General features: G+C 43.7%; 29 protein-coding genes. 18 read left to right on the top strand and 11 right to left on the bottom strand.

Annotated elements, in window-relative coordinates; translation table 11 throughout:
• Positions 1 to 82 precede the first annotated feature (82 nt).
• Positions 83 to 520, top strand: coding sequence for a GNAT family N-acetyltransferase (locus N824_RS09040; protein WP_048904831.1), 438 nt, complete (start codon positions 83 to 85; stop codon positions 518 to 520).
• Between the two features lie 210 nt (positions 521 to 730).
• Here the strand turns inward: N824_RS09040 and N824_RS09035 are convergent, their stop codons facing one another.
• The 8 genes from N824_RS09035 to N824_RS09000 form a co-directional block, all read right to left on the bottom strand.
• Positions 731 to 1,318: a Crp/Fnr family transcriptional regulator gene (locus N824_RS09035; RefSeq protein ID WP_048904830.1), complete on the bottom strand. Its 588-nt coding sequence runs from the start codon at positions 1,316 to 1,318 to the stop codon at positions 731 to 733.
• Between the two features lie 30 nt (positions 1,319 to 1,348).
• Entirely contained in the window at positions 1,349 to 2,365 is a 1,017-nt protein-coding gene (locus tag N824_RS09030) for an NAD-dependent epimerase/dehydratase family protein (protein ID WP_235207043.1), read from the bottom strand.
• A 376-nt stretch (positions 2,366 to 2,741) separates the two neighbouring features.
• Positions 2,742 to 3,038, bottom strand: a complete 297-nt coding sequence (locus tag N824_RS31205; protein WP_161662285.1) for a YciI family protein — start codon at positions 3,036 to 3,038, stop codon at positions 2,742 to 2,744.
• Positions 3,039 to 3,218: 180 nt separating this feature from the next.
• Positions 3,219 to 4,568, bottom strand: a complete 1,350-nt coding sequence (locus N824_RS09020; protein ID WP_048904827.1) for a serine hydrolase — start codon at positions 4,566 to 4,568, stop codon at positions 3,219 to 3,221.
• 149 nt (positions 4,569 to 4,717) lie between these two features.
• A complete protein-coding gene (locus N824_RS09015; protein ID WP_306413884.1) occupies positions 4,718 to 7,990 on the bottom strand; it encodes an error-prone DNA polymerase in 3,273 nt (1,090 codons plus the stop codon).
• On the bottom strand, positions 7,963 to 9,471 hold the full coding sequence (locus N824_RS09010) for a DNA polymerase Y family protein (RefSeq protein ID WP_048904825.1): 1,509 nt from the start codon (positions 9,469 to 9,471) through the stop codon (positions 7,963 to 7,965). Before N824_RS09010 ends, N824_RS09015 begins: the two co-directional genes overlap by 28 nt.
• An 11-nt stretch (positions 9,472 to 9,482) precedes the next feature.
• Positions 9,483 to 10,220 carry an ImuA family protein gene (locus N824_RS09005; protein ID WP_048904824.1) on the bottom strand — a complete coding sequence of 246 codons (738 nt, stop codon included), beginning with the start codon at positions 10,218 to 10,220 and terminating at the stop codon, positions 9,483 to 9,485.
• A gap of 647 nt (positions 10,221 to 10,867) precedes the next feature.
• The gene (locus N824_RS09000; protein ID WP_048904823.1) at positions 10,868 to 11,179 is read right to left on the bottom strand and encodes a hypothetical protein; all 312 of its coding nucleotides are present in this window, start codon (positions 11,177 to 11,179) and stop codon (positions 10,868 to 10,870) included.
• Positions 11,180 to 11,345: 166 nt separating this feature from the next.
• Between N824_RS09000 and pncA the strand changes: the two genes are divergently transcribed.
• The 3 genes from pncA to N824_RS08985 all read left to right on the top strand — a co-directional run bounded on the left by pncA (position 11,346) and on the right by N824_RS08985 (position 13,187).
• Entirely contained in the window at positions 11,346 to 11,936 is a 591-nt protein-coding gene (pncA, locus tag N824_RS08995; RefSeq protein ID WP_048904822.1) for a bifunctional nicotinamidase/pyrazinamidase, read from the top strand.
• Between the two features lie 57 nt (positions 11,937 to 11,993).
• Complete coding sequence (locus N824_RS08990; protein WP_048904821.1) at positions 11,994 to 12,416, top strand: DoxX family membrane protein; 423 nt, start codon at positions 11,994 to 11,996, stop codon at positions 12,414 to 12,416.
• Positions 12,417 to 12,605: 189 nt separating this feature from the next.
• A complete protein-coding gene (locus N824_RS08985) occupies positions 12,606 to 13,187 on the top strand; it encodes an N-acetyltransferase (RefSeq protein ID WP_235207042.1) in 582 nt (193 codons plus the stop codon).
• 156 nt (positions 13,188 to 13,343) lie between these two features.
• On the opposite strand, the gene N824_RS35430 is transcribed toward N824_RS08985, so the two are convergent.
• On the bottom strand, positions 13,344 to 13,475 hold the full coding sequence (locus tag N824_RS35430) for a hypothetical protein (RefSeq protein WP_255327432.1): 132 nt from the start codon (positions 13,473 to 13,475) through the stop codon (positions 13,344 to 13,346).
• A 206-nt stretch (positions 13,476 to 13,681) separates the two neighbouring features.
• Between N824_RS35430 and N824_RS08980 the strand changes: the two genes are divergently transcribed.
• From N824_RS08980 to N824_RS08955, 8 genes are all read left to right on the top strand, one after another.
• Complete coding sequence (locus N824_RS08980) at positions 13,682 to 13,876, top strand: hypothetical protein (RefSeq protein ID WP_048904820.1); 195 nt, start codon at positions 13,682 to 13,684, stop codon at positions 13,874 to 13,876.
• A gap of 139 nt (positions 13,877 to 14,015) precedes the next feature.
• Positions 14,016 to 14,444 carry a DUF1810 domain-containing protein gene (locus N824_RS08975; RefSeq protein ID WP_048904819.1) on the top strand — a complete coding sequence of 143 codons (429 nt, stop codon included), beginning with the start codon at positions 14,016 to 14,018 and terminating at the stop codon, positions 14,442 to 14,444.
• Positions 14,445 to 14,670: 226 nt separating this feature from the next.
• Positions 14,671 to 14,802 carry a hypothetical protein gene (locus N824_RS35425; protein ID WP_255327431.1) on the top strand — a complete coding sequence of 44 codons (132 nt, stop codon included), beginning with the start codon at positions 14,671 to 14,673 and terminating at the stop codon, positions 14,800 to 14,802.
• A gap of 193 nt (positions 14,803 to 14,995) precedes the next feature.
• Positions 14,996 to 15,223, top strand: coding sequence for a four-helix bundle copper-binding protein (locus tag N824_RS34100; protein WP_084498255.1), 228 nt, complete (start codon positions 14,996 to 14,998; stop codon positions 15,221 to 15,223).
• A gap of 281 nt (positions 15,224 to 15,504) precedes the next feature.
• Complete coding sequence (locus N824_RS32990; RefSeq protein WP_200869849.1) at positions 15,505 to 15,681, top strand: DUF6496 domain-containing protein; 177 nt, start codon at positions 15,505 to 15,507, stop codon at positions 15,679 to 15,681.
• Positions 15,682 to 15,869: 188 nt separating this feature from the next.
• Positions 15,870 to 16,046, top strand: a complete 177-nt coding sequence (locus N824_RS31200; protein WP_161662284.1) for a hypothetical protein — start codon at positions 15,870 to 15,872, stop codon at positions 16,044 to 16,046.
• 67 nt (positions 16,047 to 16,113) lie between these two features.
• Positions 16,114 to 16,368: a hypothetical protein gene (locus N824_RS08960; protein ID WP_152542101.1), complete on the top strand. Its 255-nt coding sequence runs from the start codon at positions 16,114 to 16,116 to the stop codon at positions 16,366 to 16,368.
• A 30-nt stretch (positions 16,369 to 16,398) separates the two neighbouring features.
• Positions 16,399 to 17,313, top strand: a complete 915-nt coding sequence (locus N824_RS08955; RefSeq protein WP_048904815.1) for a glycoside hydrolase family 43 protein — start codon at positions 16,399 to 16,401, stop codon at positions 17,311 to 17,313.
• Positions 17,314 to 17,349: 36 nt separating this feature from the next.
• Here the strand turns inward: N824_RS08955 and N824_RS08950 are convergent, their stop codons facing one another.
• Positions 17,350 to 17,745, bottom strand: coding sequence for a DoxX family protein (locus N824_RS08950; RefSeq protein WP_048904814.1), 396 nt, complete (start codon positions 17,743 to 17,745; stop codon positions 17,350 to 17,352).
• A gap of 272 nt (positions 17,746 to 18,017) precedes the next feature.
• On the opposite strand from N824_RS08950, the gene N824_RS08945 reads away from it, so the two are divergent.
• The 6 genes from N824_RS08945 (at position 18,018) to N824_RS08925 (ending at position 21,457) form a co-directional block, all read left to right on the top strand.
• Complete coding sequence (locus N824_RS08945) at positions 18,018 to 18,476, top strand: hypothetical protein (RefSeq protein WP_048904813.1); 459 nt, start codon at positions 18,018 to 18,020, stop codon at positions 18,474 to 18,476.
• A gap of 19 nt (positions 18,477 to 18,495) precedes the next feature.
• Positions 18,496 to 18,999 (top strand): CinA family protein, encoded by a 504-nt coding sequence (locus N824_RS08940; RefSeq protein WP_048904812.1) that lies wholly within the window; start codon positions 18,496 to 18,498, stop codon positions 18,997 to 18,999.
• A gap of 339 nt (positions 19,000 to 19,338) precedes the next feature.
• Positions 19,339 to 19,869, top strand: a complete 531-nt coding sequence (locus tag N824_RS08935; protein ID WP_048904811.1) for an outer membrane beta-barrel protein — start codon at positions 19,339 to 19,341, stop codon at positions 19,867 to 19,869.
• A gap of 91 nt (positions 19,870 to 19,960) precedes the next feature.
• Positions 19,961 to 20,590, top strand: a complete 630-nt coding sequence (locus N824_RS08930; protein ID WP_152542099.1) for a hypothetical protein — start codon at positions 19,961 to 19,963, stop codon at positions 20,588 to 20,590.
• Between the two features lie 51 nt (positions 20,591 to 20,641).
• Positions 20,642 to 20,848, top strand: a complete 207-nt coding sequence (locus N824_RS30115; RefSeq protein ID WP_152542097.1) for a hypothetical protein — start codon at positions 20,642 to 20,644, stop codon at positions 20,846 to 20,848.
• A 222-nt stretch (positions 20,849 to 21,070) separates the two neighbouring features.
• Positions 21,071 to 21,457 carry a DUF3224 domain-containing protein gene (locus tag N824_RS08925; protein WP_048904809.1) on the top strand — a complete coding sequence of 129 codons (387 nt, stop codon included), beginning with the start codon at positions 21,071 to 21,073 and terminating at the stop codon, positions 21,455 to 21,457.
• 187 nt (positions 21,458 to 21,644) lie between these two features.
• Here N824_RS08925 and N824_RS34095 read toward each other — a convergent pair whose 3' ends face one another.
• Positions 21,645 to 21,824 (bottom strand): histone H1, encoded by a 180-nt coding sequence (locus tag N824_RS34095; RefSeq protein WP_084498254.1) that lies wholly within the window; start codon positions 21,822 to 21,824, stop codon positions 21,645 to 21,647.
• Positions 21,825 to 22,040 lie beyond the last annotated feature (216 nt).

The following is a 22,040-nucleotide window of genomic DNA, read 5'->3' as shown; positions in this document are numbered from 1 at the left end:
TTCTTGTCAGTATGGTACATGGTTACAATCGACCAATTGAGGTATATTAAACTTATTTGCAAGAATTGATATATTTGAGCATATGAATTTTAGAACTGCAGAACTATCTGATATCAAACAAATCCAGATAGTAAGACATCTGGTGAAGGAGAACACACTGAGCAATCCTGATCTTGTTCCCGATAAAGACGTACTATTTTACATTACAGAAAAAGGAAAGGGATGGGTTTGTGAAGTAGACAATCAAATAGTAGGTTTCTCAATTGTTGACCTACGCGACAAAAGCGTTTGGGCACTGTTTGTAGATCCTGAATTCGCAGAAAAAGGGATAGGTAAAGAATTGCACAGACTAATGATCAACTGGTATTTTCAGCAGACCAAAGAAAAAGTGGTATTAGGTACCGCTCCAAATACCCGTGCTGAACGGTTCTATCTGCTTCAGGGCTGGAGCAAAGCCGGCACCTATCCTAATGGAGAGGTTAAGTTTGAATTAAATTATTACGACTGGACAATTCATTAAGACACTGTATATTTCAGTGAATATGGTTCGCCCTGATATTTCCCGATATATATAGTTTAAGTCGTACTGGATAGGACTACTTCTCATCAAGATGCTTTAAAAGCTTTGATTACCATAGAGACAGCAAAGGGCATTTTCTTGCCCTGATCCATTTATCCCGACACTTTGTGCAAGTTGATCTTTCAAATCAAATTTGACTATAAATTGCCGTTATGGGTTATTCAGCATCCATTTTCTCCTGATACGGCTAAGACTTTCGGGTTTCATACCAAGAAAGGAAGCAATATAAGTAATGGGGACATTATGTAAAATCCCCGGGTAGTTCTCTATGAGTTTCTGGTAGCGCTGCTCTGCAGAAAGCGTCGCCAATTCCATAGAGCGGGTTTCGTTATAGGAAATGGATTGCTGAAAAACATGAATACTGAAGTCTTTCATAGCAGCGCTATTAAAAGTTAGCTTTTCCAGGTCGGTCCGAGTAATCCGCAACAATTCACATTCAGTAATACATTCGACATTGTCATTGGATTTGGTCTCATTGACAAAAGAGAGGTAGGAAGTAAAAAAACCCGGAGGGCAATTGATGTGCGTTGTGATCTCATCACCAGTTTCATCATAATAAAATAGACGCAGGTAACCTGAAACAATATAGTAAAGGTACTTTGGTACTTTTCCTGCCTCTTCAATGATCCGGTTCTTTGGGAAAAGTACGGGCTCGAAATAATGAACAATCAGGTCTATATCCGCTTTTGAAAGCACATGTCCGGACTGGATAAAGTCAATTAATTTCTGTTGCAGCATACCTTCAAAATCACTTCAAATTTACAATAACTATTTTAATAACGCTTGATGCCCCATTAAGTACGCCAAGGCGTCAGTTACTGCTTTTTCTGGTTTTTTGGGGTTAAACCCCAATTCCTTTCTGGCTTTGCTGATGTCGAAATTCTGTTGCAAACCTGAAAACATGGCAATGTCCTTTCTTGTCAATACAGGAGCCTTATTACTTATTTTGGCTAAGCACTCCATTATCCCTGCAATAGCAAACAGCATGAGTTTTGGAACAGCACCAGGAATTTTAAGCTTTAGTTCCGGATACAGCTCACTGGCAAGCTTAGTGGTATCGGTAATCGTCATACATTGTTCGTTGGCCAGGATGTAACGCTCCCCATGCCTTCCTTTTTCTGCAGCCAGCCAGCAACCCTCGGCCACGTCCTTTACATCAATCCAATTCAATGTTATCTTGGTGTCAACAGGAATCTGCCTGTTCAGAATAAGTTTAAGCACTCCGTAGGATACATTAAGTGGCAAAAAAGCTTCACCGCCAATCATTGCGGCAGGCATTACGGCTACCAGTTCTATACCTAAGTCTTTTGCCAATTGGAAGGCTAATCTTTCGCCATCATTTTTAGAATTGTAATACATATCCCTTCGATCAGGATTGTACCCATTCCCCTCTTTGGCTGGCAATTTCGTATAATCCAATGCTGCGATTGAACTGACATATACAATACGCTTTACACCCGCCTCCGCGGCAGCCTCAATGGTGTTCTTTGTTCCCTGAATATTGACATCGTAAATTTCTTTTTTGGCATCTTTAGCCCAAAGTTTGAACGATGCACCTACGGCATAAAAGGTTTCTACACCCGCTAAAGCTTTTACAAAAGAGGCTTTATCGGTAATATCTGCCTGTACCACCTCGCAGTCTAATCCTGTAAAAGGTGTTTTGTTATCGATCTTGCGGACAGAGGCCCTCACAGGGATTCCTTTATCAAGGAGAAACCTTACCAGGTTATTTCCTAAATGTCCGTTTGCTCCCGAAACCAATGCTAATTTTTTCTGTGTCATCATATCTTACAGTATTGAAGACACAAAGTTCCTATAGAAACTCAGGGATACACTTGACTTTTGTTAGGAAATAAATTTGAGTGGAGACTCCGTATCTTCAATCAACTTGTCCTTCAATATCCTTTCAAAGTAGCTGGCGTATTGATTTATTGATAAGAAATTGGGTCCAGCATCAAAAGTGAGGAGAACCAAAGCTATGAATACTTCCACCTAATCCGCTTAAGCTGAACTTATTTTGGCCAGGTCGTTTTTGGTAAGCAAAAGTAAGTCTTTACCTAATGCTCCTGTTCTGTCATCTTCCTGAATTAAAGGATATATAAAATAAATTGATTGTGACCATATTCCATTTCAAAGCCTGCCAGTGAGTTGATGGTCCGGCTTAATTTTTAAACTCGCGGACTTCCGAATAACCAGCAGATTCATAGATTGGGCATGAGGATGCGATCTCCGCGGCTTCATCCAGGTTGTTTGCCTTTAACAATAAAAATCCACCGACGATCTCCGTTCCAACTTTATGTGTTGTATGGGTGATTGTTGTGCCATCACCCGTGATCAGTCTACCCTCCAGCGTTAAGGAACTTCCCCCGGCTAAACGGCCTTCTCCTTTTAACCGGGTCAACCACTCGCTCCAGTGTTGCTGATGAACCCGTAGATCTTCATCGGAATGTTCATCCATTCTTCCGTCCGGCTCACGGAATAAAATAATATAGTCTTTCATACAAAAAATATTTTCAAAAAAAACACAAATTTCTTTGTAAGACGGTTTTATAGTGGACTCAACCGTGCTCGTCCCAGCGATCGAGAGATTAATAATCTTTATCCCAGGCTTCTTAAAAAACATGAACCCGCACTGCAGTTAATTTGCAGACACATCAATTTCTTTTTTAAACAGATAGGTCTGCCCTCCCTGCTTCAGTACAAGTTCAGTATTTTTAGGGTTAAATTCCAACACAATGCCATCGGGCTCAAACTTAAACTTGTTGTGTTCGAAAGCCTCCAAAGTTAAGACACCCTGCCCCGTTGCCTGCGCCATTAACACAGTTCCATTTCTGGTGATGCTTAATTTCAAGGGAACCTCGGGACTGCTATACACTCCAAGATAACTTTCAAGTTCCACTGGTGTCAGGCTCAATGAAGTAAACGAGGGAATCTCATATGGGCTGTCGGTTATTATACTCAATATCGCCATATTAATATCATTTATGGGGTAACTTACTCCGTTCATACAAATCGTTACCATCAGTCCCTGTTTATCGAAATTCTCGAACACACAGTGTGAACCATAAGTGTCACCAGCATGGCCATAACCGACCATCGATTTAAAAGGAATAATCATAAGACCCATTGCCAGATAATCCTCCGGTCCGGCAGTCTTCATCTGCTGCAAACTTTTAGTACCAATCAACTTTCCTTCCTGCAAGCCCTCCATAAATCTCAGCAGATCGGTTGGAGTCGACAGGATATCACCAACACCAATTACATTGGTAAAATAAATGTCTTTAATCTCTGACCAGGAAGACGCCAAACCATATGGTCTGGCTTCGTGCAAACCGGTCTTATTGACTACACCTGAAAGGGTATTTTTCATTCCCAGCTTTTTAAATATCCGTTCCTCAGCAACCCTGGCATAAGGTTTTTTATAAAGCTTTTCTACGATACTGCTTAACAGCAGATAACCTGAATTGCTATAATGCTTTTCCGTACCGGGAGCAAAAATTGGCTTACTTGCGTAAATTGAATCCAGAAGTACTTTTTTTGTTCTCGGCGCTGTAATCCAGATCAGATCGCCCGAAGCATGTACGTAGTCACCCAGGCCGCTGTTATGTGCCAGTAAATTGCCTATGGTAATCAGCTTTGCATTAGGTACCTCTGGAAAGAATTGCGACAGCCTTGTGTCCAGCGACAACTTTCCCTGTTCGATCAGCTGATAGATAAGCACCGCGGTAAAAGTCTTACTTATAGATCCTATCCGGTACCTGGTTTCTGAGCTTGCTGCAATCTTTTTCTCTCCTTCAATCAAGCTGTAACCGATGCTTTTCTGGTAAACTACTTTACCGTCTTTTGCAACAGCGAAACTGCCCATCCCTTTGCTATTGGCATCTAAAGCATTAAAGAAGCTGTCTAATTTCGCAGTATTGATATCCTGAGCGGATAGATGGCCAATAAAAAGAAAAATAAGCAGTAAAGAAGCGTTAATTTTGCACATAAACAAATGTTAGTTTCACCATCAAATCTAACCATTTGTTTCGCTTTGCCCTACATATTTCCGTCGCTTTTCTTTGAAATAATAGCATAGAAAAGAGCTGACAACAGTTTTGGTCAGTAATTGTATAAATGTTATAACAGAAAAGCACCTTATTTAAAATTCCTTCCCCCATAAAAAGTCTGCTTCGCAATTTCCCCCGGAACCGTTATCCGTTTATTTTGTGAAGGATAAGGTGCACTTGTCTCATCTGCCCGTGATAAAGTAAGTATTGGCAATTCATCATGCTCCCGTTGCACCAGCTTACTCAACAGCTTGGTCAAGTCCACACATTTGCTCACGATCACATGAACAACCTCTCCTTCCCGCTGCAATCGACCCTCCACCATCAGGAGCCTGGAATGCAGGATTTCCTTTCTATAGGTGTCAAAAAGCTTCTCAAATACCACCAGATTACTAAAGCCGGTCTCATCCTCAATGGTAATGAAACATACTCCACCGGCAGTTCCCGGCCGCTGTCTTACTAGCACGAGCCCTGCAACTTTCACCAATTGTCCATTCTGCGCCTCCCTATTGATCTGATGGCAGGACAAGATGCGCAGCATCTCCAGTTGCGATCTCACAAAGCTCACTGGATGCGCTTTTAACGACAATCCTACAGTCGCATAATCCTGAACCACATGCTCCCCTTTGCTCATCAATGGCAATTCCACCTGTGCTTCCAACATACTTTCTGAGGGTTGCCCCTTAAATATCTCCACCGGCATATCCTGCAAGGCCGAAACCTCCCATAATGCTTTTCTACGGTCAAGACCAATCGAGCGGAAAGCATCCGCATCTGCCAACCGTTCCAACGTATTAATCGCTATTCCTGCATCACGTAAGGCCGTAACTGTCGGGTACTCCTTTCCCCTGCAATTCACCAAAATAGCCATCTCCTCCTGCCCTAAACCTTTAATCTGGCGAAAACCCAAGCGGATCGCACAATACTTGCCTGATTTTTCTTCCAGCAAATTATCCCATGTAGAATAATTGATATCAACCGGCCGAACCTCCACATCATGTTTCTGTGCATCAATCACAATCTGTGCAGGCTGATAAAAGCCCATCGGCATGCTGTTGAGCAAGGCCGTAGCAAAAGCATCTGGATAATAGTGTTTCAGCCAGCAGGATACATAGACCAGCAAAGCAAAACTTGCCGCATGACTTTCCGGGAAACCATAACTCCCAAAACCCTCCAGCTGTCTGAAAATCCGTTTGGCAAATTCCTCGGTATATCCTTTCTCCATCATTCCTTCGATCAGCTTCTGTTCGTATTTGTTAACCGTTCCGGTAAACTTAAAGGTGGCCATACTACGTCGCAAGCCATCCGCTTCGGCAGGTGTAAATCCAGCAGCTACAATAGCAATTTTCATTGCCTGCTCCTGGAAAAGTGGAACCCCAAGGGTCCTGCCCAATATTTCTTCCAGTTCTGCAGAAGGATAAACAACAGGCTCTTCACCATTACGTCTCCGCAGGTAAGGATGCACCATATCCCCCTGTATCGGACCAGGTCTCACAATAGCTACCTCAATCACCAGGTCATAAAAACACTTGGGCCTTAACCTGGGCAGCATGGACATCTGTGCCCTGCTTTCAATCTGGAATACCCCCAGTGTATCCGCAGCACTGATCATATCATACACCTCCGGATCGTCCTGTGGAATATTGGCCAGCGTAAGGTCTAAACCATACTGCGCTTTACACAAGTCAAAAGCCTTGCGGATACAGGTCAGCATGCCTAAAGCCAATACATCCACTTTCAGAAAACCCAAAGCATCAATATCGTCCTTGTTCCATTCAATATTCGTACGGTCTTCCATCCGCGCATTCAGGATCGGACAGAGATCAGTCAGCTTCCCGTTGGTCACCACAAAGCCACCGGTATGCTGCCCCAACTGCCTGGGAAAACCCATCATCTGCGCAGTCAGTTGCAAGGTCTTCATCAAATGCGGATCCCGGGGATTCAATCCCTGTTCGGTCACACGCTTGCCCTCGAACCATTCATCGGTAAACTCCCAGACTGAACTGGATAACCTGTTAATGGTATCCACTGATAAACCCATGGCCTTGCCCACATCTCGCAAAGCCCCTTTCTGGTGCAGCTGGGTCACCGTCGCCACAATCGCTGCACGGTCACGGCCATACTTGGTATAGATGTACTGCATAATTTCCTCACGCCGTTCATGCTCAAAGTCCACATCAATATCAGGTGGTTCGTTCCTGTCAGAAGAAATGAACCGCTCAAAAAGCAGGTCAAACTTCATGGGGTCAACTGAAGTCACGCCCAGGCAGAAACAAATGGCCGAATTGGCCGCTGATCCCCTTCCCTGGCATAAAATGCCCCGACTTCTCGCTTCCCGGACAATGTCTTCCACAAAAAGGAAGTAATTCGCATAATCCATCTTCCGGACAAAGTCCATTTCATGGGCAATCATGTTCAGCACTTTCTCCGGTATCACCTCCCCATAAAAGGCATGTGCCCCTTTAAAGCACAGGTATTCCAGCTCTTCCAATGGCGAACGCCCGCTTTTGTTGATCTCCTCCGGATATACATATTTCAGTTCATCCAGCGCAAAAGTACAGGCCTCAGCGATAGCCATGGTATTGCGGATCGCTTCAGGATAATTACGGAACAAACGGTGCATTTCGGCAATCGGTTTCATATAACGCTCCGCATTCTGATGCAACCTGAAACCAGCCTCCTTGATGGTACACTTTTCCCGCACACAGGTCAGCACATCCTGCAATTCCCTTCGTGAAGGATCATGGTAATGCACATCTCCTGTAGCCACAACTGGTATTCCAAACCTGCCCGACAACTGCTGGATACGAAAGATCAGCTTATCATCATTACCCAGATAGGTTCTTGTTGCAGAGAGGTACAGCTGCTTATCCAAAGCTTCCCTGCACTCCTGCAGATCTTTCACCAAGGAATCCTCAAAATGGAAGTGACGGTTTAGCACACCTGGCATCACTACGGTAAACAACATCCCCGCAGCGTGCGCATACACATCGGCCTTATTCAAATGACAGGATCCTTTTTCCGCGCGCAGATTCCCAACTGTCAGTAAAGCAGACAGCCGACAATAGGCCTCTTTGCTGGTTGGATAAGCCAGTAAACTTGGCCCATCCAGCAGATCCAGCCGGCAAGCTGGAATGAGCTGAATGTTCTTTTCCTTAGCTGCAGCATGTGCACGGACAATGCCTGCCAGGGTATTGCGGTCTGTAATGGCAATCTTTTTATACCCAAAAGCCGTTGCCTGATCAACCAGTTCATGGGGATGGGAAGCTCCCCGAAGGAAGCTAAAATTAGAAGTCACCTGTAATTCACTGTATTCCATTATTCCCTCCTTATTTAAGCGAAAAATCCATGCAAAAACCATTGATACCGCTGCTGCCCCCCGTAGTGACCTGAACGGAACAACCAGTAACGCTGTCCCAATTCATCTTCCACCTGATAGTAATCCCTGTGCTCCCCCACATCCAGCCACCATTCCCGTTCTATGCGTTCAGGACCATCTGCCTTCACCACAACATGCCTGATGCCCATATAAATGAAAAACTTTGGCGGATGATCTGGGATCAAGGCCATCACCTCGATCGGGGCAGGTTTATTGAGCAATTCCGTAGGACGTGGTCTGTCAATATGCCATTGGGCTATCGGTTTTTCAGTAATCGAAACTGCCCGATTTGCGGATCGCTCCGGCCAATAACGAGCCGCAGGAACATAACGGTGAATCACATCGGCCCCCATTTTCCCCGTTATCCTGTCAAGCAGCTGGATCACACTTTGGTCATCCAGTCCGGGCTTACCCGCCCAAAGCGCTTCTTGTCCTGGTAAAATATCATCGACTTTAGCTGCTTCCAATACAAACAGCTCAATTCCCAGTCCCGGGCGAATCTGATCGATCTTGAGCTGGAAAAGCTTAAACAAATGATTGACACTGCAGGTGGCCCCGCTGGTACCTATCGAAACTTGTACCACCTTGCCATCAATGCGATAACAGGTCAGCACCCCGGTCCTCAAGCCCTTGCCTTCATTTTGCAGTCGCAGGCATAAGTGCTCCAATAACCGACTGATCGCCACTTCAATGCCAATGCGGGTTTTGATCGGTTCCAGACAAGGCAAGCGCTCCTGAAAAAGGACAGGCACCTGCAAAGGAGTAATCAGTTCACTGGCCGTGCCCAAAGCCTGCCCCAAACGGGCCAAAAATTCCTCCCCGAATCGCCTGCGCAATACCGAGCGTGGCATGCTTACAAAACTCCTGATCTGGTAAAAGCCAAGCTTACGCAGTTTAGCCAGTGTAATTTCAGGTAAACGTAAGGCTTCTGGTGGCAACGCAAGCAGGGCTTCGGTATGCGCCCCGGGTGCAATTAAAGGAGTTACTTTTCCAAAACGAGCGATCGCCCATGCAGCACCGGCAGTATCCGCCATCGCCACACGACCAGTATACCCCTTGCTTTTTAACCTGGATACGATCTCTTTCAGGTATTCCCGTTCCCCGCCCCAAAGGTGTGTACAGCCACTTACATCCAGAAACAAGCCATCCACAGAAAAATCATCAGCCATTACCACCGGCGAATAACGGACACACCACTCTCCCAGTCCTTTCAGTAATTTGGCCCCACGACCGACCTTATCATCCAATACTTCCAGTCCCGGGCAAAGGGCCTTGGCATCAGCCGCACGCATTCCTATTTCAATTCCCTGCGAAGCAGCCAAAGGGCTCACTGCAGTAATCATATTGCGCCCATGATCGGGCGCTGCGAAAACAAAAGGAATGTCACAAAGTTCCGGCCTTCGGATCATTTGCCAGTCCGCCAGCAAATGGCGGAACCATATCGAAACATAACGCTTTTGCATTTTTTAACCGTTTAACCAATTTGTTGTTCCCTTTGATCGTACCATCCCCCTGTTTTCAAAGCCGGTAATACTTCCACAAAACGATCACCACCCCATTCCAGGATCCAGCTTCCCGGATTTCCATTACGGACTTTGGTCAGTTCCACTTTCCAGCGGGGGAAACCCACACCAGGCATTTCATCCTCGGTTACACTCGGCACCGGGCTGATCTTCCAGCGTGCGGTAGCCACCGTACTTACCGCCTTCCGGGCATCTTTACGTAAAATAAAGCCCGTCACACCAGAACCTTCCACCGCAAGTTGCAATCTGCGGGATTCAATCAAACTCAGTTCATTCAGTTCCGCCACCACAGCAGCAAGACCTTCACATTTTAAAGCCTCCTCCATGATCCAGAGCACATCTTTTTCCCTGGCAACATCCATAAAAATGATCCGCTCAGGTTCCACATTGAACGGACAAAGGGAAACCGGGAATAACTTTCTTGCCGTACTGACCCATAGGCAGGCTGCCCCATCCTTCATCAATACCGACAGCAGTCCGCCGATAAAGCCATCACTGGCTGCCGCATGCTCTGGTAGCACTGTGATAAATTCATGAATCGCCTTTTTCGGAAATMCCCCGTTTGGAAATGCATTTTCTACCTCACCAAGGCCAATCGCCTCAGCAGGTTCTTTMCCTTGCAGTTTAAAGCCCTGCCATAGCAGGATATCCTGCTGTAATTTATGGACCAATTCCTGTTTTGCGTTCATGATGTCATCCCCCTTATTGATTTATTGCATTAGCAATGCAAATGAACAAACAAAGATAATACTAAAAATATTAGTATTTCAAATAAAACGAGAATGAATTTTTAGTATAAGATATTTGGCACATCGAAAATCAAACTTTTTTTTTGTTTTCCGAGTCAGGAATCAGCTACTTAACCAGGTTTCGCTACAGATAACTCTACTTGAATACTGTATTTTCTTTTACATATTCAACATTATAAGGATCTGCAACAACTCTTAGGTCGCCTTCAGAGCGCTCATTCTCTCTAATATAAGGATAGAATACTGTTTTTTTTTCCTAATCAACAATCACTTCATCACCTCTTTGAATGCCATTATAAATAGTAACATATACCTCAGCTTTTCCTTCCTTAATTTTATAAGGATAGATACCCTCATTTAATATAGTATCAACGAACTTACCGCTACTGATACTATCTACCTTTAATAAAAGAATACCGAAACTGTGATTCCCTGAAGCCTTTACATTTAGGACTCTTCCTTTAACAAAAGACCATTTGACATAACGCGGTCTCTTATTTCTATACGTTTCTCAGCTGATTGACAGCAGTAAGACACAAGAGAAACAAAACAAATAAATAATACTACTAAATATAAATATATCAAATCTATCTATTTAATCTATTCAATTTCTTTCTTATATGAATTGATCGATGTCCACTAAAAAATAACTCTAACTTATCATCAAATGTTAATACGAATTTAGTTTCCTCCATATGAGGAGACGATAATTGATCGGTGATTAATAGTTCATCTTTTATCTCATAAGTCATTACAATAATTTCATTCTTTATATCAGAATGTAGGGTATATATCAATTCACCATTGGCTTTAAATTCCATAGATATATTGCCGTATATTTCAAATGATTTAACATCAGCAGGATCTAATATCCAATAACCTATTATTTCTCTATTCATCTATTCCAGTTCTATTAAAGATTCACTACATTTTGTTCAAAAATTAGAAAGTTCGAAATAAATATAATTTTTTATAATTTAACAGGAATGAAAATATATACCTAATAAGTCAGATCCACTAGCATTAAAGAGATGGGCTGCAACCACCTCACAATTATCCTTATTTATGAATGCACTAATTATTATTGATGTACAGTATGACTTTTTACCGGGGGGTGCTTTAGCCGTTGACCATGGTGATGAAATCGTCCAAATTATTAACGACATACAGTCTGAATATGACCTGGTAGTCGCCACACAAGACTGGCATCCAAGGGGCCATAAAAGCTTCTTTACTTCCCACCCAAATAAAACACCGTTTGAAGAGATATCATTAAACGGATTAAATCAGGTGCTGTGGCCTGAGCATTGCATACAGGGAACAAAGGGGGCAGAACTGGTTCCAGAACTTTTAACGAATGCTGTTGAGGCTATTTTTAGAAAAGGGATGGATAAAGAGATTGACAGTTACAGCGGTTTTTTTGACAATGGCAGAAAAAAAACTACAGGCATGGCCGATTACCTTAAAGGAAGAGGGGTTACAGCAGTAGCCGTTTGCGGAGTGGCAGCTGATTTCTGTGTGTATTATACCGCGAATGACGCATTGGACTTGGGTTTTAAATCAAGCATTATAACGCGCGCATCTAAACCGATAGATCCGGAAAGATATGAACGTGTGAAGAAAGACTTTCAGCTAAAAGGGGGAACAGTGATCTAATCCCCCGAACAATCACGCCTGCCGATTGTTAACAAAACAGTAATCCTTCCCGCGACAATGACAAACGAAAATCAGCCTTCCTTCCATCTAAAAAATCCTGCACGGATCATCCTTGGCCTATTTATGATATTGGCAGGTTTGGGGCACCTCAGTTTTCAGCGGGAAGAATTTCAGGCACAGGTACCAGCCTGGATCCCAATGAACGAAGACCTGGTCGTACTGCTTTCAGGGGTCGTGGAGATTTTACTGGGCGCCGCAATGATCTTTTGGCGCAGGCAAAGAATTAAAGTCGGCATAGCACTTGCCATCTTTTATCTACTGGTTTTCCCCGGCAACATTGCCCAGTACACTGAACATCGCAATGCATTCGGGCTGGATACCGACACCAAACGTCTGGCACGGCTTTTCTTCCAGCCTGTGCTCATCATTTGGGCACTATGGTCCAGCGGTGCACTAAAACGACACAGCGTAGTAAAGTAGGGCAGCAAAACGTTGCTGTAAGTTAAAACCAGATTGCGCGCTCAGCTATGTCAGCGAAATATACAAACAGTCTCCTGCCATCGATTGTTATTTTAATAAACCCCCAAAGGACAAAGGGAATTGATAAACTAATACTAAATAATGCTAACCATCCAATGAAATTTAGGCGAGTTAAAAATTCAGGAACAAATGGATATGATGATAAAAACAGCTTTAGCCTCGGATCAAGCCGGCGCCATCGGGGTATTGACAATGGCATTCAGCGTTGATCCAATGGCCAGATGGTCCCTGCCAGACCCTGCAAAATATCTGGCAACATTTGCTTCGATCACGAAGGCTTTTGGCGGAAGTGCGTTCGAAAAGGGAACCGCTTACTTTGCAAATGGATTCACCGGCGCAGCACTATGGTTGCCACCCGGTTCCACATCCGACGAAGAATCCTTAGCGAGGATATTCAACGAGAACACTGACGAAGAGATTAAAGAAGATATGCAGGGCATTTTTGAGCAAATGGAGGAATTTCACCCAACCCAGCCGCACTGGTACTTACCGATGATCGGTGTCGACCCGGTACATCAGGGTTCGGGGATAGGCTCAGCACTTATGACCGAAGCACTCAAGGCCGTTGACCGTGATGGGCTGATCGCTTATTTAGAATCTTCGAACCCCAAAAACGTCTCCCTATATCAGCGTCACGGATTCGAGGTAATTGGCGAAATTCAATCCGGCCACTCCCCTATAGTGCGCCCCATGTTGAGAAAAGCACAATGAATCTACAAGTTATGAAAACGCTATGATTTAACTAAGTCAGTCATGATACATAAGGCAAGCTATCGATCCGATTTTTTTAATTTTATCAATCCCATAGCAAAGTACATGAGCAGCACTTAAATCGAACTCCTGCTATGGTTACTTTCATCGATCAGCTCAATCAGCCTGTTTAACCTCCATTCTCAATATATAAAGGAGCATCCTTAACAATCGCCCCCTGTCCAATTTCAATTGGTCCTTACGGAAGTTGTATCCGTAAAATGCCACGTCGTAATCTTCTGCTGTCATGGCGAAGATATCATAATGCCAGGAAAAAATGCTACGCTTATTTTAAGCTTACATGCGATCTTCTTGCAGTCAGCTTAAAAGTCAGGCAGTAACTATTCAGCCCCCTATATCAAAGTATTGACTTCATCCATAAATTAAAATCCTATGACAAACCTTTTTGAACACGCAGCTGTTACTTAGCTGCGTGTCACCAATTTTTAAAAAACATGAAGACTAAAGGAAAAGAAAGCAGTGCATTTGATGCAGTCAAAGATCCTGCTACAAGCAAACACAGCCACTATTTTCATGCTGATGAAGATTTTAGAGAAGATCGCGACTGGGGAAAAACAAACGAACGCTCCAATATACGGGATGGCTTAAAAGTTAACAAAAAGGAGACTAAGACAGATGACCTCATTTAAAATGTGAATTTCTGATCAGCGTTCCACTCTGTCTGGTAACGTTTATCAACCATAGAAACCCTCTACACTTCCTGAAAGGAATAAGGATGACTATAGCAATTTTGCGAACTTTACCCTAATTTGTAAAGAAAATGAAGCGATGAAACCGCACAACCTGGAAAGATACATAACCGCACAGAAATCCGTATTTCAAACCGCTTTGACTGAAATTCAAAACGGCAGGAAAAGCAGTCATTGGATGTGGTATGTATTTCCGCAAATCCAGGGACTTGGCTTTACAGAAATTTCCAGATTTTATGCCATTCGTGACCTTGATGAGGCCAAAGAATACCTACAACACCGCACATTAGGTCCAAGACTGATTTTAATGTGCAATACCTTGCTGGAACTTAAAACCAATGATGCACATCAGCTATTGGGGAGCCCGGATGACTTGAAACTAAAATCATGTATGACCCTGTTTGCGGCGGTTTCACCTACAAATCAAGTCTTCGAAAAAGTCCTTGATAAATTCTACAACGGCTTAAAGGACCACATCACCCTCAAAATATTAAACCTGCAGCGGTAACAACAGGAACAGCCCAAACCTGTTTTCGCAATTGACGACACGGCTCATTTTCCCTCCAGTTATCCGCTGTCAAAGTTGCTTTGGAGCAGAAATCAGGGGCTAATCATGTAATCAATCACCTCAGTACCCTCTTTTCGAAATCAACTTTATGACAAACCATTTAAATCCCTGACTGTTACCGTTTAACATAGCAAACGCATTTCTTACTTTCCCAAATGTTTAAGCCATGGAAAATAAAAGAAAAAGAATAACATACCATGACACCGATACGGTCATTGCAAAGGCAGGCAGTTCAAATCCCCCAAAATCTGGAACCGGTGAAGAGTTGTCCAATAAGGAACAGCTAATACCGACCTAAAAGATCAGGGCGAACAAACAACCGTATATGTTAACAAACCTCACATGCTATTTAGGTAACGGTATGATTTGAAAATTCAAAACTGAAGCCAACGGGATATCGTGAATGGAAATCATGCATTGAGGCCTGTTTGGAATGTGCCTCAACTTGCAATTACTGCGCCAGCTCCTGCACCAGAGAACCGGATGTGGAAATGATGGCGGAATGCATCAGACTGGATATGGAATGTGCAGCGATATGTTATGCTGCTGAGCAGCTGATGAGCCTGGGTATTGACAGCGCAAAACAGCTTTGTAAGCTCTGTGCTGAAATTTGTAAAGACTGCGGAACAGAATGCGGTAAGCACCATACCGAACACTGTCAAAAATGTGCTGAGGCCTGTCTACACTGCGCCCGGGAGTGCCTTAAAATAGCCGCATAGTCCCTGTCACTTAACATCAGTCACTGTGAAAATACCACAGGAGTTTAACCGGTATCCTATGCCTGATCAGTCGTTACAAAGTTTGTATTAGCGAGAAACATAAACGATAAGCATGACCCCAGTTTACCAAACCCGGGATTGTCATTAAACACCTTATGACAAACCATTTAGCAAACAAAATGTTATTGCTACAGAATAAGGTCAGAAAATACTGCAGAAGTCCTACGGGATCAATGATTACTGGCCTGTACACAAAATGGAGAAATTTAAATACTCAGATTATGGCAAAGTATTCAGAAAAAGCCTCAGAGAAAGTAGAAGAAACCATGCATGAAATGAAAGAAGGGAAACTTAAGTCGGGTAGCGGAAAAAAGGTCACGTCAAAAAAACAAGCCATTGCGATTGGCCTTTCAGAAGCCCGTAAAGCCGGCGCAAAAGTTCCCAGGAAAAAATCCTGAGTCAGTTCTCTATCCTTCTTTTTAGCCGGGACAGGACTCCCGAACCAAAACAGTGCTCCTAGACCTATTGCCGGATGGAAATATCTATCACAAGTGCCCTGATCGTCGCACTGCTGGTTATCGTCCTGATGGGTACCTCAGGTCAAAAAGAAATTAAGCAAAATTGTTCAATTTAAAGCAACCCCATCATGACAAACAGCGATAAGATACTACCCGAGAGCGATACCGACAAAGTGCTGGCAAAAGCAGCAAGTGTCCCTCCGAAAAAGCTCAAAACAGATGAGCCACTTTCAGAAAAAGACGAAGTCAAACAGGCTGAGGAAGCACTCCGCCAAAGGTTAAACAAAAATAAGAAAGAAAGGTAGGCACCTGCTACCGCTTCACAGGGTAAGCATCGTAGTTCCTATTGTTCTTACCCCTTAAAACTAAGACATGATGAAAAATCGAAACACCCCACAACCAGGTTCAGCAGCATATGATGCGGAAAAGCCACAACACCTAAATGTTCCCGAATACCACAGCAGCAGCGACAGAAGGGCGAGTCATGAATTGCCTTCGACTGAAAACCTGAACGATCAGGCAGAGGCCAATGAAGCCGGGTTTTCAAAACCAAGCCCGCCAAAACCAAACCTGGGTAATCCTCGGCACAAAGATGAAAACGATCGTGAAAAACTCATCCGCCCATAAGGAATCGGAAAATCAATAGACATTAAGCCTATGAAACATACACAAGGCAAAATTACCGGGCAAGGCAATCCCATTATCAGGCACAAGTTTACCGCCGATCCCACTGTTCTGGTCCATCAGGATACCGTTTATCTGTACACCGGTCATGACGCCCCTCCTGATGGAGTCGAAGATTATGTCATGAACAACTGGCTGTGCTTTTCATCAACAGATTTGATGAACTGGAACGAACACCCCTCTCCGCTCAAGGCCATAGACTTTAGCTGGGCCAAAGGAAATGCCTATGCCTCAAACGTCATTAAAAAGAACGATAAGTACTACTGGTACGCTGCCGTCTCTCATGCCAGTATTGAGGGCATGGCCATTGGAGTCGCGGTGGCCACTCAACCGACCGGACCATTCAGGGATGCCAAAGCATCCGCCTTAATCTCCCAGGAGATGATCCCTCCAACCGCGAACCCAAAAGCAAATCTGGACCCCAGCGTAATCATCGATGAGGATGGCCAAGCCTATCTCATTTGGGGAAACCAAACCTGTTACATTGCAAAATTAAAAAGCAACATGATCGAAATTGATGGACCGATTTACACCATTTCCCTTCCTGCATTCAGTGAAGGTGCTCATCTCCATAAGCATGGCAACTGGTATTATCTTGCCTATGGCTATGGCATGCCTGAAAAAATCGGATATGCCATGAGCCGCAACATCAGCGGTCCATGGAAATTCGTGGGCATCCTAAACGAGATCCCTTACAATTGTGAAACCAATCGCCCTGCGATTATAGATTTCAAAGGCAAATCCTATCTCTTCTATCACAATGGTGCTTTAAAGGGAGGCGGAAATCACCGTCGCTCGGTCTGTATAGATTACCTGCATTATAACCAAGATGGCACCATACAGCCCGTAATCATGACAACCAAGGGCGTCGATAAGGCAGGTCAATAAAAAGAGCGTAGCACCGTTTAACCTGGCTGATCCAGTTCAGGTACCCCCCATTTTATGATCGAGACTTAAAGGTCCCGCACCAAAATAGGCGATCAGCAATGCTCCTCCCAGTAAAGACAGATTTTTCATAAACATGGCGAGCTGCATTTGTTTCAACTGCAGCTCCGACACTGCCCAGAAATTATGCATCATCAAGGTCACCGGCACAAGAAAGACGACAATGATCCAGGCACCCAGCTTAGCTTTATATCCCAACAAAATACTGATCCCACCCATAAGGGCTAAAATACAGAAAAACGGAACCAGCAAAGAAGGTAGCGGCACACCCTGAGCCGTAGCAAACTGAATACTTTGATTCGAAAAATGGCCAGGACCGGAAACTAAAAAAATCAGGGAGAATAAAACTCTTCCCAATAAAACCACAATTTTCATAACGTTCTATTTAAGCATTTACATGCGTTGGTCAAATCGTTAAACAGGATCCTGTTTCTCCGGCTTGATTTCGGACTGATTCATTTCCATAATTTACCTGCTTCAGCTCCTGACTAAGCATAAAAACAACAACTGAATCGTCAGGTGGTTCCAGATAATTGGTACTTTTCCATGAAGATTATTTTTTTTACAAACCTGCAGGAATCTCAGTTGTTGTTGCATCAAATGGATCACCATTTTATAGACCATTGTGAATTCAATCATTCTGACCTATGAGATTTAGCATTAAAGACCCTACCGACAACAAGCCTTTGCTGTTGAATGCCATACCTGCCTTACATCAAGGCGAACAGGCCCTTAAAGTCATCTTTCCGGAAAAGGATTCGATCACTATGATCAAAAGAAACAACGTGTGGACCAGTGCAGGGGAAACCGATCTTCGTGCTGAACTGGTCAAAGCCATTTCCCGGGGCATCCAGTTACATATTGAGCAGCACAGTATCCAGCAAAAACAAAACAGTTTTAAAATCACGGCCATGAAAAACCTCTTTCCAATATTAGTTTTTATGGCTGGGCTAGCACTCACCAGCTGTGGCTCCAGCGATCGGAACAAAGCGGCAGATTCCCTGATGACCGACTCTTCAAGAATTGACACCAGCAGCAATCCAGACGGGGGGATGCCGGATACCAGCAAATTAACACCAGACAGTCTGCAGGTAGACACCCTGTAAGCAGCTATTTAAAAAGACCATGGAATCAAAAACCTTATTGACCTGCGGAACGCTGCTTCTTGATCAGGAGCTGAGCATCGCATTCGCCGAAAGCGCTACAGCCGGAAGACTAGCCGCAGAATTCTCGCTCCTCCCGGAGGCCGGAAAATTCCTTAAAGGCGGACTGGTTTGTTATGATGCAAGTCTGAAGGAACAACTGTTAAACGTGCCCCAGGGCCTGATCAAGACCTTCAGCCCCGAATCCATGGAAGTCACTATGGCCATAGCCTTAGGTTTAGAGAAACTCATCCCTGCCGACCTGCACATCGGGGTAACCGGACTCACTGCTCCGGGTGGTAGCGAGACAGCTGAAAAGCCCGTGGGAACCATGTTTATCCATTGCAGGCTATTCGGAAAAACATTGTTTTCAGAAAAGTTACGGTTTGAAGGCAGTCCGGAAGAAATCGTAAGACAAACCACCGAGCATACCGCCTACATGCTAGTGGCTGCACTGAAACATTCCAACGCATCGCTTAAGTGCTAAACAAAAGCTAAGCCAAATCCATCACCATTTCGTTTAATCCCTGGCTGTTGAATTCAGATCCTTTTGTGCAGAAATATGTTTTCTACTGAATCCCCAATACGCACCATCTGCTGTTCAAAACCGAACAACCCATGTCCGCTATCGGACAAAGACACTAAAGAAAAAACTAACTACACCCACCTAAAACCCTATTTAACCTTATGGCATAAAAATGGAAACTGCAATCCCGAAATCAAACCATGCCACAATGTTTCAACTCAACCTCAAACTGGACCTGCGCAACCTCTGTAAAAACAAATCTTCCTCGCTCATCGATAAACCACACTATATTTACAGCTTATGAATCGTAATTTTTCAGCACTCGCAATTCTTATCATTTTTCCTTTTGTAACCATGGCCCAGAAGGGCAGCAATTTCTTGCAGGTAGCCGGACAGGCAACATTACCCACCGGAAACTTTTCAGATGTGGTCAAAACCGGTTTTGGCGGATCTGTTAAGGGTATCTACGGCTTCAGCACTAAACCCCAGGCTATTACCTTGGAGGCAGGTTACAACAGCTTTGCAGTTAAAAATTTACCCGCTGTTGCTTCCGGAGATTATTCTCTATTGCCCGTCTACGCGGGATACAGGGCCGATCTTAGTGGCCTTATCCTGGAGTCACAGGCTGGCGTCTCCTTTAACCGAGTTGCCTTATCTGTTCCTGGCGAATCCCACAGTGATACCCAAACCGCATTTGGCTGGGCCCTTAGTGCAGGTTATGCCTTCAAAAACGTCGAATTTTCCCTAAGGTATCAACATTCTGAAGGCAGTGGGGACTATAATGCGATCCGCGTTGTTGGCATCCGCTTGGGTTACAAGTTCGGACTATAGGGAATGTACTGATCCACAAGATATCGCTTTTCAAAATCTTTTGTCGATTCGACTAATCGCCATCCAATCGATATTATTCAACCCATAAAACATGAAAAAGTTTAGCAGCTACCTTTTTGCCTTGATCCTCAGCTGCCTTTGCGCTGAGGTAATGGCCCAAAATAAACCAGCATTTGATGGCCCCTCCTGGAAACCACCCTATCAGCTTGAACTGGAGGGATGGGGAATCGAGCGTTTTCCCATCCCTATAGACTTCGCACCCTCCCTTACCTATACCGGTGTGGAAGACATCCGGTTTACCAAAGGCTGGAGCGATCATAAGAGCCCAGAATACTGGTCTTATGCGTTCCTGTGGCTTCTGGACAATGGTCCTGGTCAAACTGCAGCGATCATCCAAAACAACCTGAATGCTTATTACGACGGTCTTGTCGGCAGGAACGTCACCAAGCGAAACATTCCAAAAGCCCTAGTCATCAAGACGCAGACCAAACTCCAGGCGATAAAAACAGAAGGAGGAGATCTGCGTACTTTCCTGGGAACCATTCGCATGCTCGACTATATGGCGCAGAAACCAATGGTACTTAATGCCAGGATCCATGTCAAAAAATGTCCCGGAAGCACCCAAACGATTGTTTTCTACCAGCTATCCCCAAAACCGCTTAATCAACCGGTATGGACGAAACTGAACGCACTATGGAGTCGTTTTAAATGCGGAGCATAACTGATTCGATTGATCTCCATGCCTTTTAAAAAAATCAGGTAAATTGGTGTAATGAAAAGGAATGATTTCTCGTATCATCATCAGAACGGAACAAGTTCCGTAACCAAATACCCAAAACCAGAACGCACAAAAATAAAAATTCAGGTCGCCTCACTACTCATGATCTCCAGCCAATTGGCAGCATTCATCGGCTATACCAAATCAGTACTGAAAATTAGCAGGTCTTCTGCCCAGCGATTCTATATAACTTCACTGTAAATCAAACCATTTTATTTATAAAGTGTTGACTGAATAAGAATTCCCCTATTCAAATAAAAACGAACATTAGGAAAACATAAAACTGAAAAAACAAACAGCCCTATTCTATTTCTGAGATTTATGACGACGAGCTAGATGGGAATTTTATGAATGGTTTTGGACATTAAAATGCAGCATTGGTCTGACTAAACGATACGGGAACTAAAATAAAAGCTCACATTTATGGATTTTAAAGCAACAGGAAAATTCGAAGTAAACATCATCCCCCAAGCGGATCGGGAAATACCAATGCTTTCGAGAATGACCATCGACAAAATATTTAAGGGTGATCTTGAGGGGATATCGCAAGGTCAAATGCTCAGTGCAAAAACGAGCAATCCAAAGTCAGCAGGATATGTAGCCATCGAAAGGGTTGAAGGAGTATTACAAGGAAAAAAGGGAAGCTTTATCCTCCAGCATTCGGCGACTATGAAAAAAGGGGTACCCTCGCTGACCATTTTGGTAGTCCCGGATTCGGGTACAGATGATCTAGTCGGCTTATCTGGAGTGTTCTCCATTACCGTTACTGATGGAAAGCATTTCTATGACTTCAATTATTCTCTACCTTAACTTATGATGGATGTAAGCTATTTAAAAGATGGCAAATCTGAATCGCCGGAACTAGCACCGTCGGTAATATTCTATCTCTTTACAATCAATTTCTATTGCCTAATGTAAGCTAATGAAGTAACTATCAAAAATAAAAAGCCTGACTGCAAAATGATAACGCTCGATAATTCCCAAAACAACTGATGATTTATTTATTGTTCTTACGCCCGGTAACTTCCTCACGAATTTCCGAACCCAAATTTTTCAAGTCCTGCATTCCTCTGCCTACCCTGGTGCCTGCAGTATCATTCGCTTTGTTATAAAACTTGTCAGCATCAGCTTCAAAAGAACCAATCAGTTGTTTTACTTTCTCAAATTTTTCCCTGATTTTTTAATAATTAAGATGATTGAATTTATTGATTTTCATAGTATAGAATAAATTAAGCTATTGCTTACTATCGACCAGTATGCCTTCGTCCTGAATTTAGTTGTCTAATTTGATTCAGGAAGAGCGCTAAACAATCCTATCCATAAAAGAATCACTCCTCCCAAATCAAGAATGAATGAACAGGCCAAGGTCAAAATAAAATACATAAATCCCTTT

The organism is Pedobacter sp. V48, from assembly GCF_000523515.1.
Taxonomy (GTDB): domain Bacteria; phylum Bacteroidota; class Bacteroidia; order Sphingobacteriales; family Sphingobacteriaceae; genus Pedobacter.
Note: the sequence above shows the minus strand (reverse complement) of the source record. Positions and strands in the feature narration are given on the sequence as shown.

Coding starts and splice junctions, on each gene's coding strand:
- N824_RS09040 (WP_048904831.1), top strand. CDS start 83: ATGAATTTTAGAACTGCAGAACTATCTGATATCAAACAAATCCAGATA.
- N824_RS09035 (WP_048904830.1), bottom strand. CDS start 1,318: ATGCTGCAACAGAAATTAATTGACTTTATCCAGTCCGGACATGTGCTT.
- N824_RS09030 (WP_235207043.1), bottom strand. CDS start 2,365: ATGATGACACAGAAAAAATTAGCATTGGTTTCGGGAGCAAACGGACAT.
- N824_RS31205 (WP_161662285.1), bottom strand. CDS start 3,038: ATGGATGAACATTCCGATGAAGATCTACGGGTTCATCAGCAACACTGG.
- N824_RS09020 (WP_048904827.1), bottom strand. CDS start 4,568: ATGTGCAAAATTAACGCTTCTTTACTGCTTATTTTTCTTTTTATTGGC.
- N824_RS09015 (WP_306413884.1), bottom strand. CDS start 7,990: ATGGTTTTTGCATGGATTTTTCGCTTAAATAAGGAGGGAATAATGGAA.
- N824_RS09010 (WP_048904825.1), bottom strand. CDS start 9,471: ATGCAAAAGCGTTATGTTTCGATATGGTTCCGCCATTTGCTGGCGGAC.
- N824_RS09000 (WP_048904823.1), bottom strand. CDS start 11,179: ATGAATAGAGAAATAATAGGTTATTGGATATTAGATCCTGCTGATGTT.
- pncA (WP_048904822.1), top strand. CDS start 11,346: ATGAATGCACTAATTATTATTGATGTACAGTATGACTTTTTACCGGGG.
- N824_RS08990 (WP_048904821.1), top strand. CDS start 11,994: ATGACAAACGAAAATCAGCCTTCCTTCCATCTAAAAAATCCTGCACGG.
- N824_RS08985 (WP_235207042.1), top strand. CDS start 12,606: ATGGATATGATGATAAAAACAGCTTTAGCCTCGGATCAAGCCGGCGCC.
- N824_RS35430 (WP_255327432.1), bottom strand. CDS start 13,475: ATGACAGCAGAAGATTACGACGTGGCATTTTACGGATACAACTTCCGT.
- N824_RS08980 (WP_048904820.1), top strand. CDS start 13,682: ATGAAGACTAAAGGAAAAGAAAGCAGTGCATTTGATGCAGTCAAAGAT.
- N824_RS08975 (WP_048904819.1), top strand. CDS start 14,016: ATGAAACCGCACAACCTGGAAAGATACATAACCGCACAGAAATCCGTA.
- N824_RS35425 (WP_255327431.1), top strand. CDS start 14,671: ATGGAAAATAAAAGAAAAAGAATAACATACCATGACACCGATACGGTC.
- N824_RS34100 (WP_084498255.1), top strand. CDS start 14,996: ATGATGGCGGAATGCATCAGACTGGATATGGAATGTGCAGCGATATGT.
- N824_RS32990 (WP_200869849.1), top strand. CDS start 15,505: ATGGCAAAGTATTCAGAAAAAGCCTCAGAGAAAGTAGAAGAAACCATG.
- N824_RS31200 (WP_161662284.1), top strand. CDS start 15,870: ATGACAAACAGCGATAAGATACTACCCGAGAGCGATACCGACAAAGTG.
- N824_RS08960 (WP_152542101.1), top strand. CDS start 16,114: ATGATGAAAAATCGAAACACCCCACAACCAGGTTCAGCAGCATATGAT.
- N824_RS08955 (WP_048904815.1), top strand. CDS start 16,399: ATGAAACATACACAAGGCAAAATTACCGGGCAAGGCAATCCCATTATC.
- N824_RS08950 (WP_048904814.1), bottom strand. CDS start 17,745: ATGAAAATTGTGGTTTTATTGGGAAGAGTTTTATTCTCCCTGATTTTT.
- N824_RS08945 (WP_048904813.1), top strand. CDS start 18,018: ATGAGATTTAGCATTAAAGACCCTACCGACAACAAGCCTTTGCTGTTG.
- N824_RS08940 (WP_048904812.1), top strand. CDS start 18,496: ATGGAATCAAAAACCTTATTGACCTGCGGAACGCTGCTTCTTGATCAG.
- N824_RS08935 (WP_048904811.1), top strand. CDS start 19,339: ATGAATCGTAATTTTTCAGCACTCGCAATTCTTATCATTTTTCCTTTT.
- N824_RS08930 (WP_152542099.1), top strand. CDS start 19,961: ATGAAAAAGTTTAGCAGCTACCTTTTTGCCTTGATCCTCAGCTGCCTT.
- N824_RS30115 (WP_152542097.1), top strand. CDS start 20,642: ATGAAAAGGAATGATTTCTCGTATCATCATCAGAACGGAACAAGTTCC.
- N824_RS08925 (WP_048904809.1), top strand. CDS start 21,071: ATGGATTTTAAAGCAACAGGAAAATTCGAAGTAAACATCATCCCCCAA.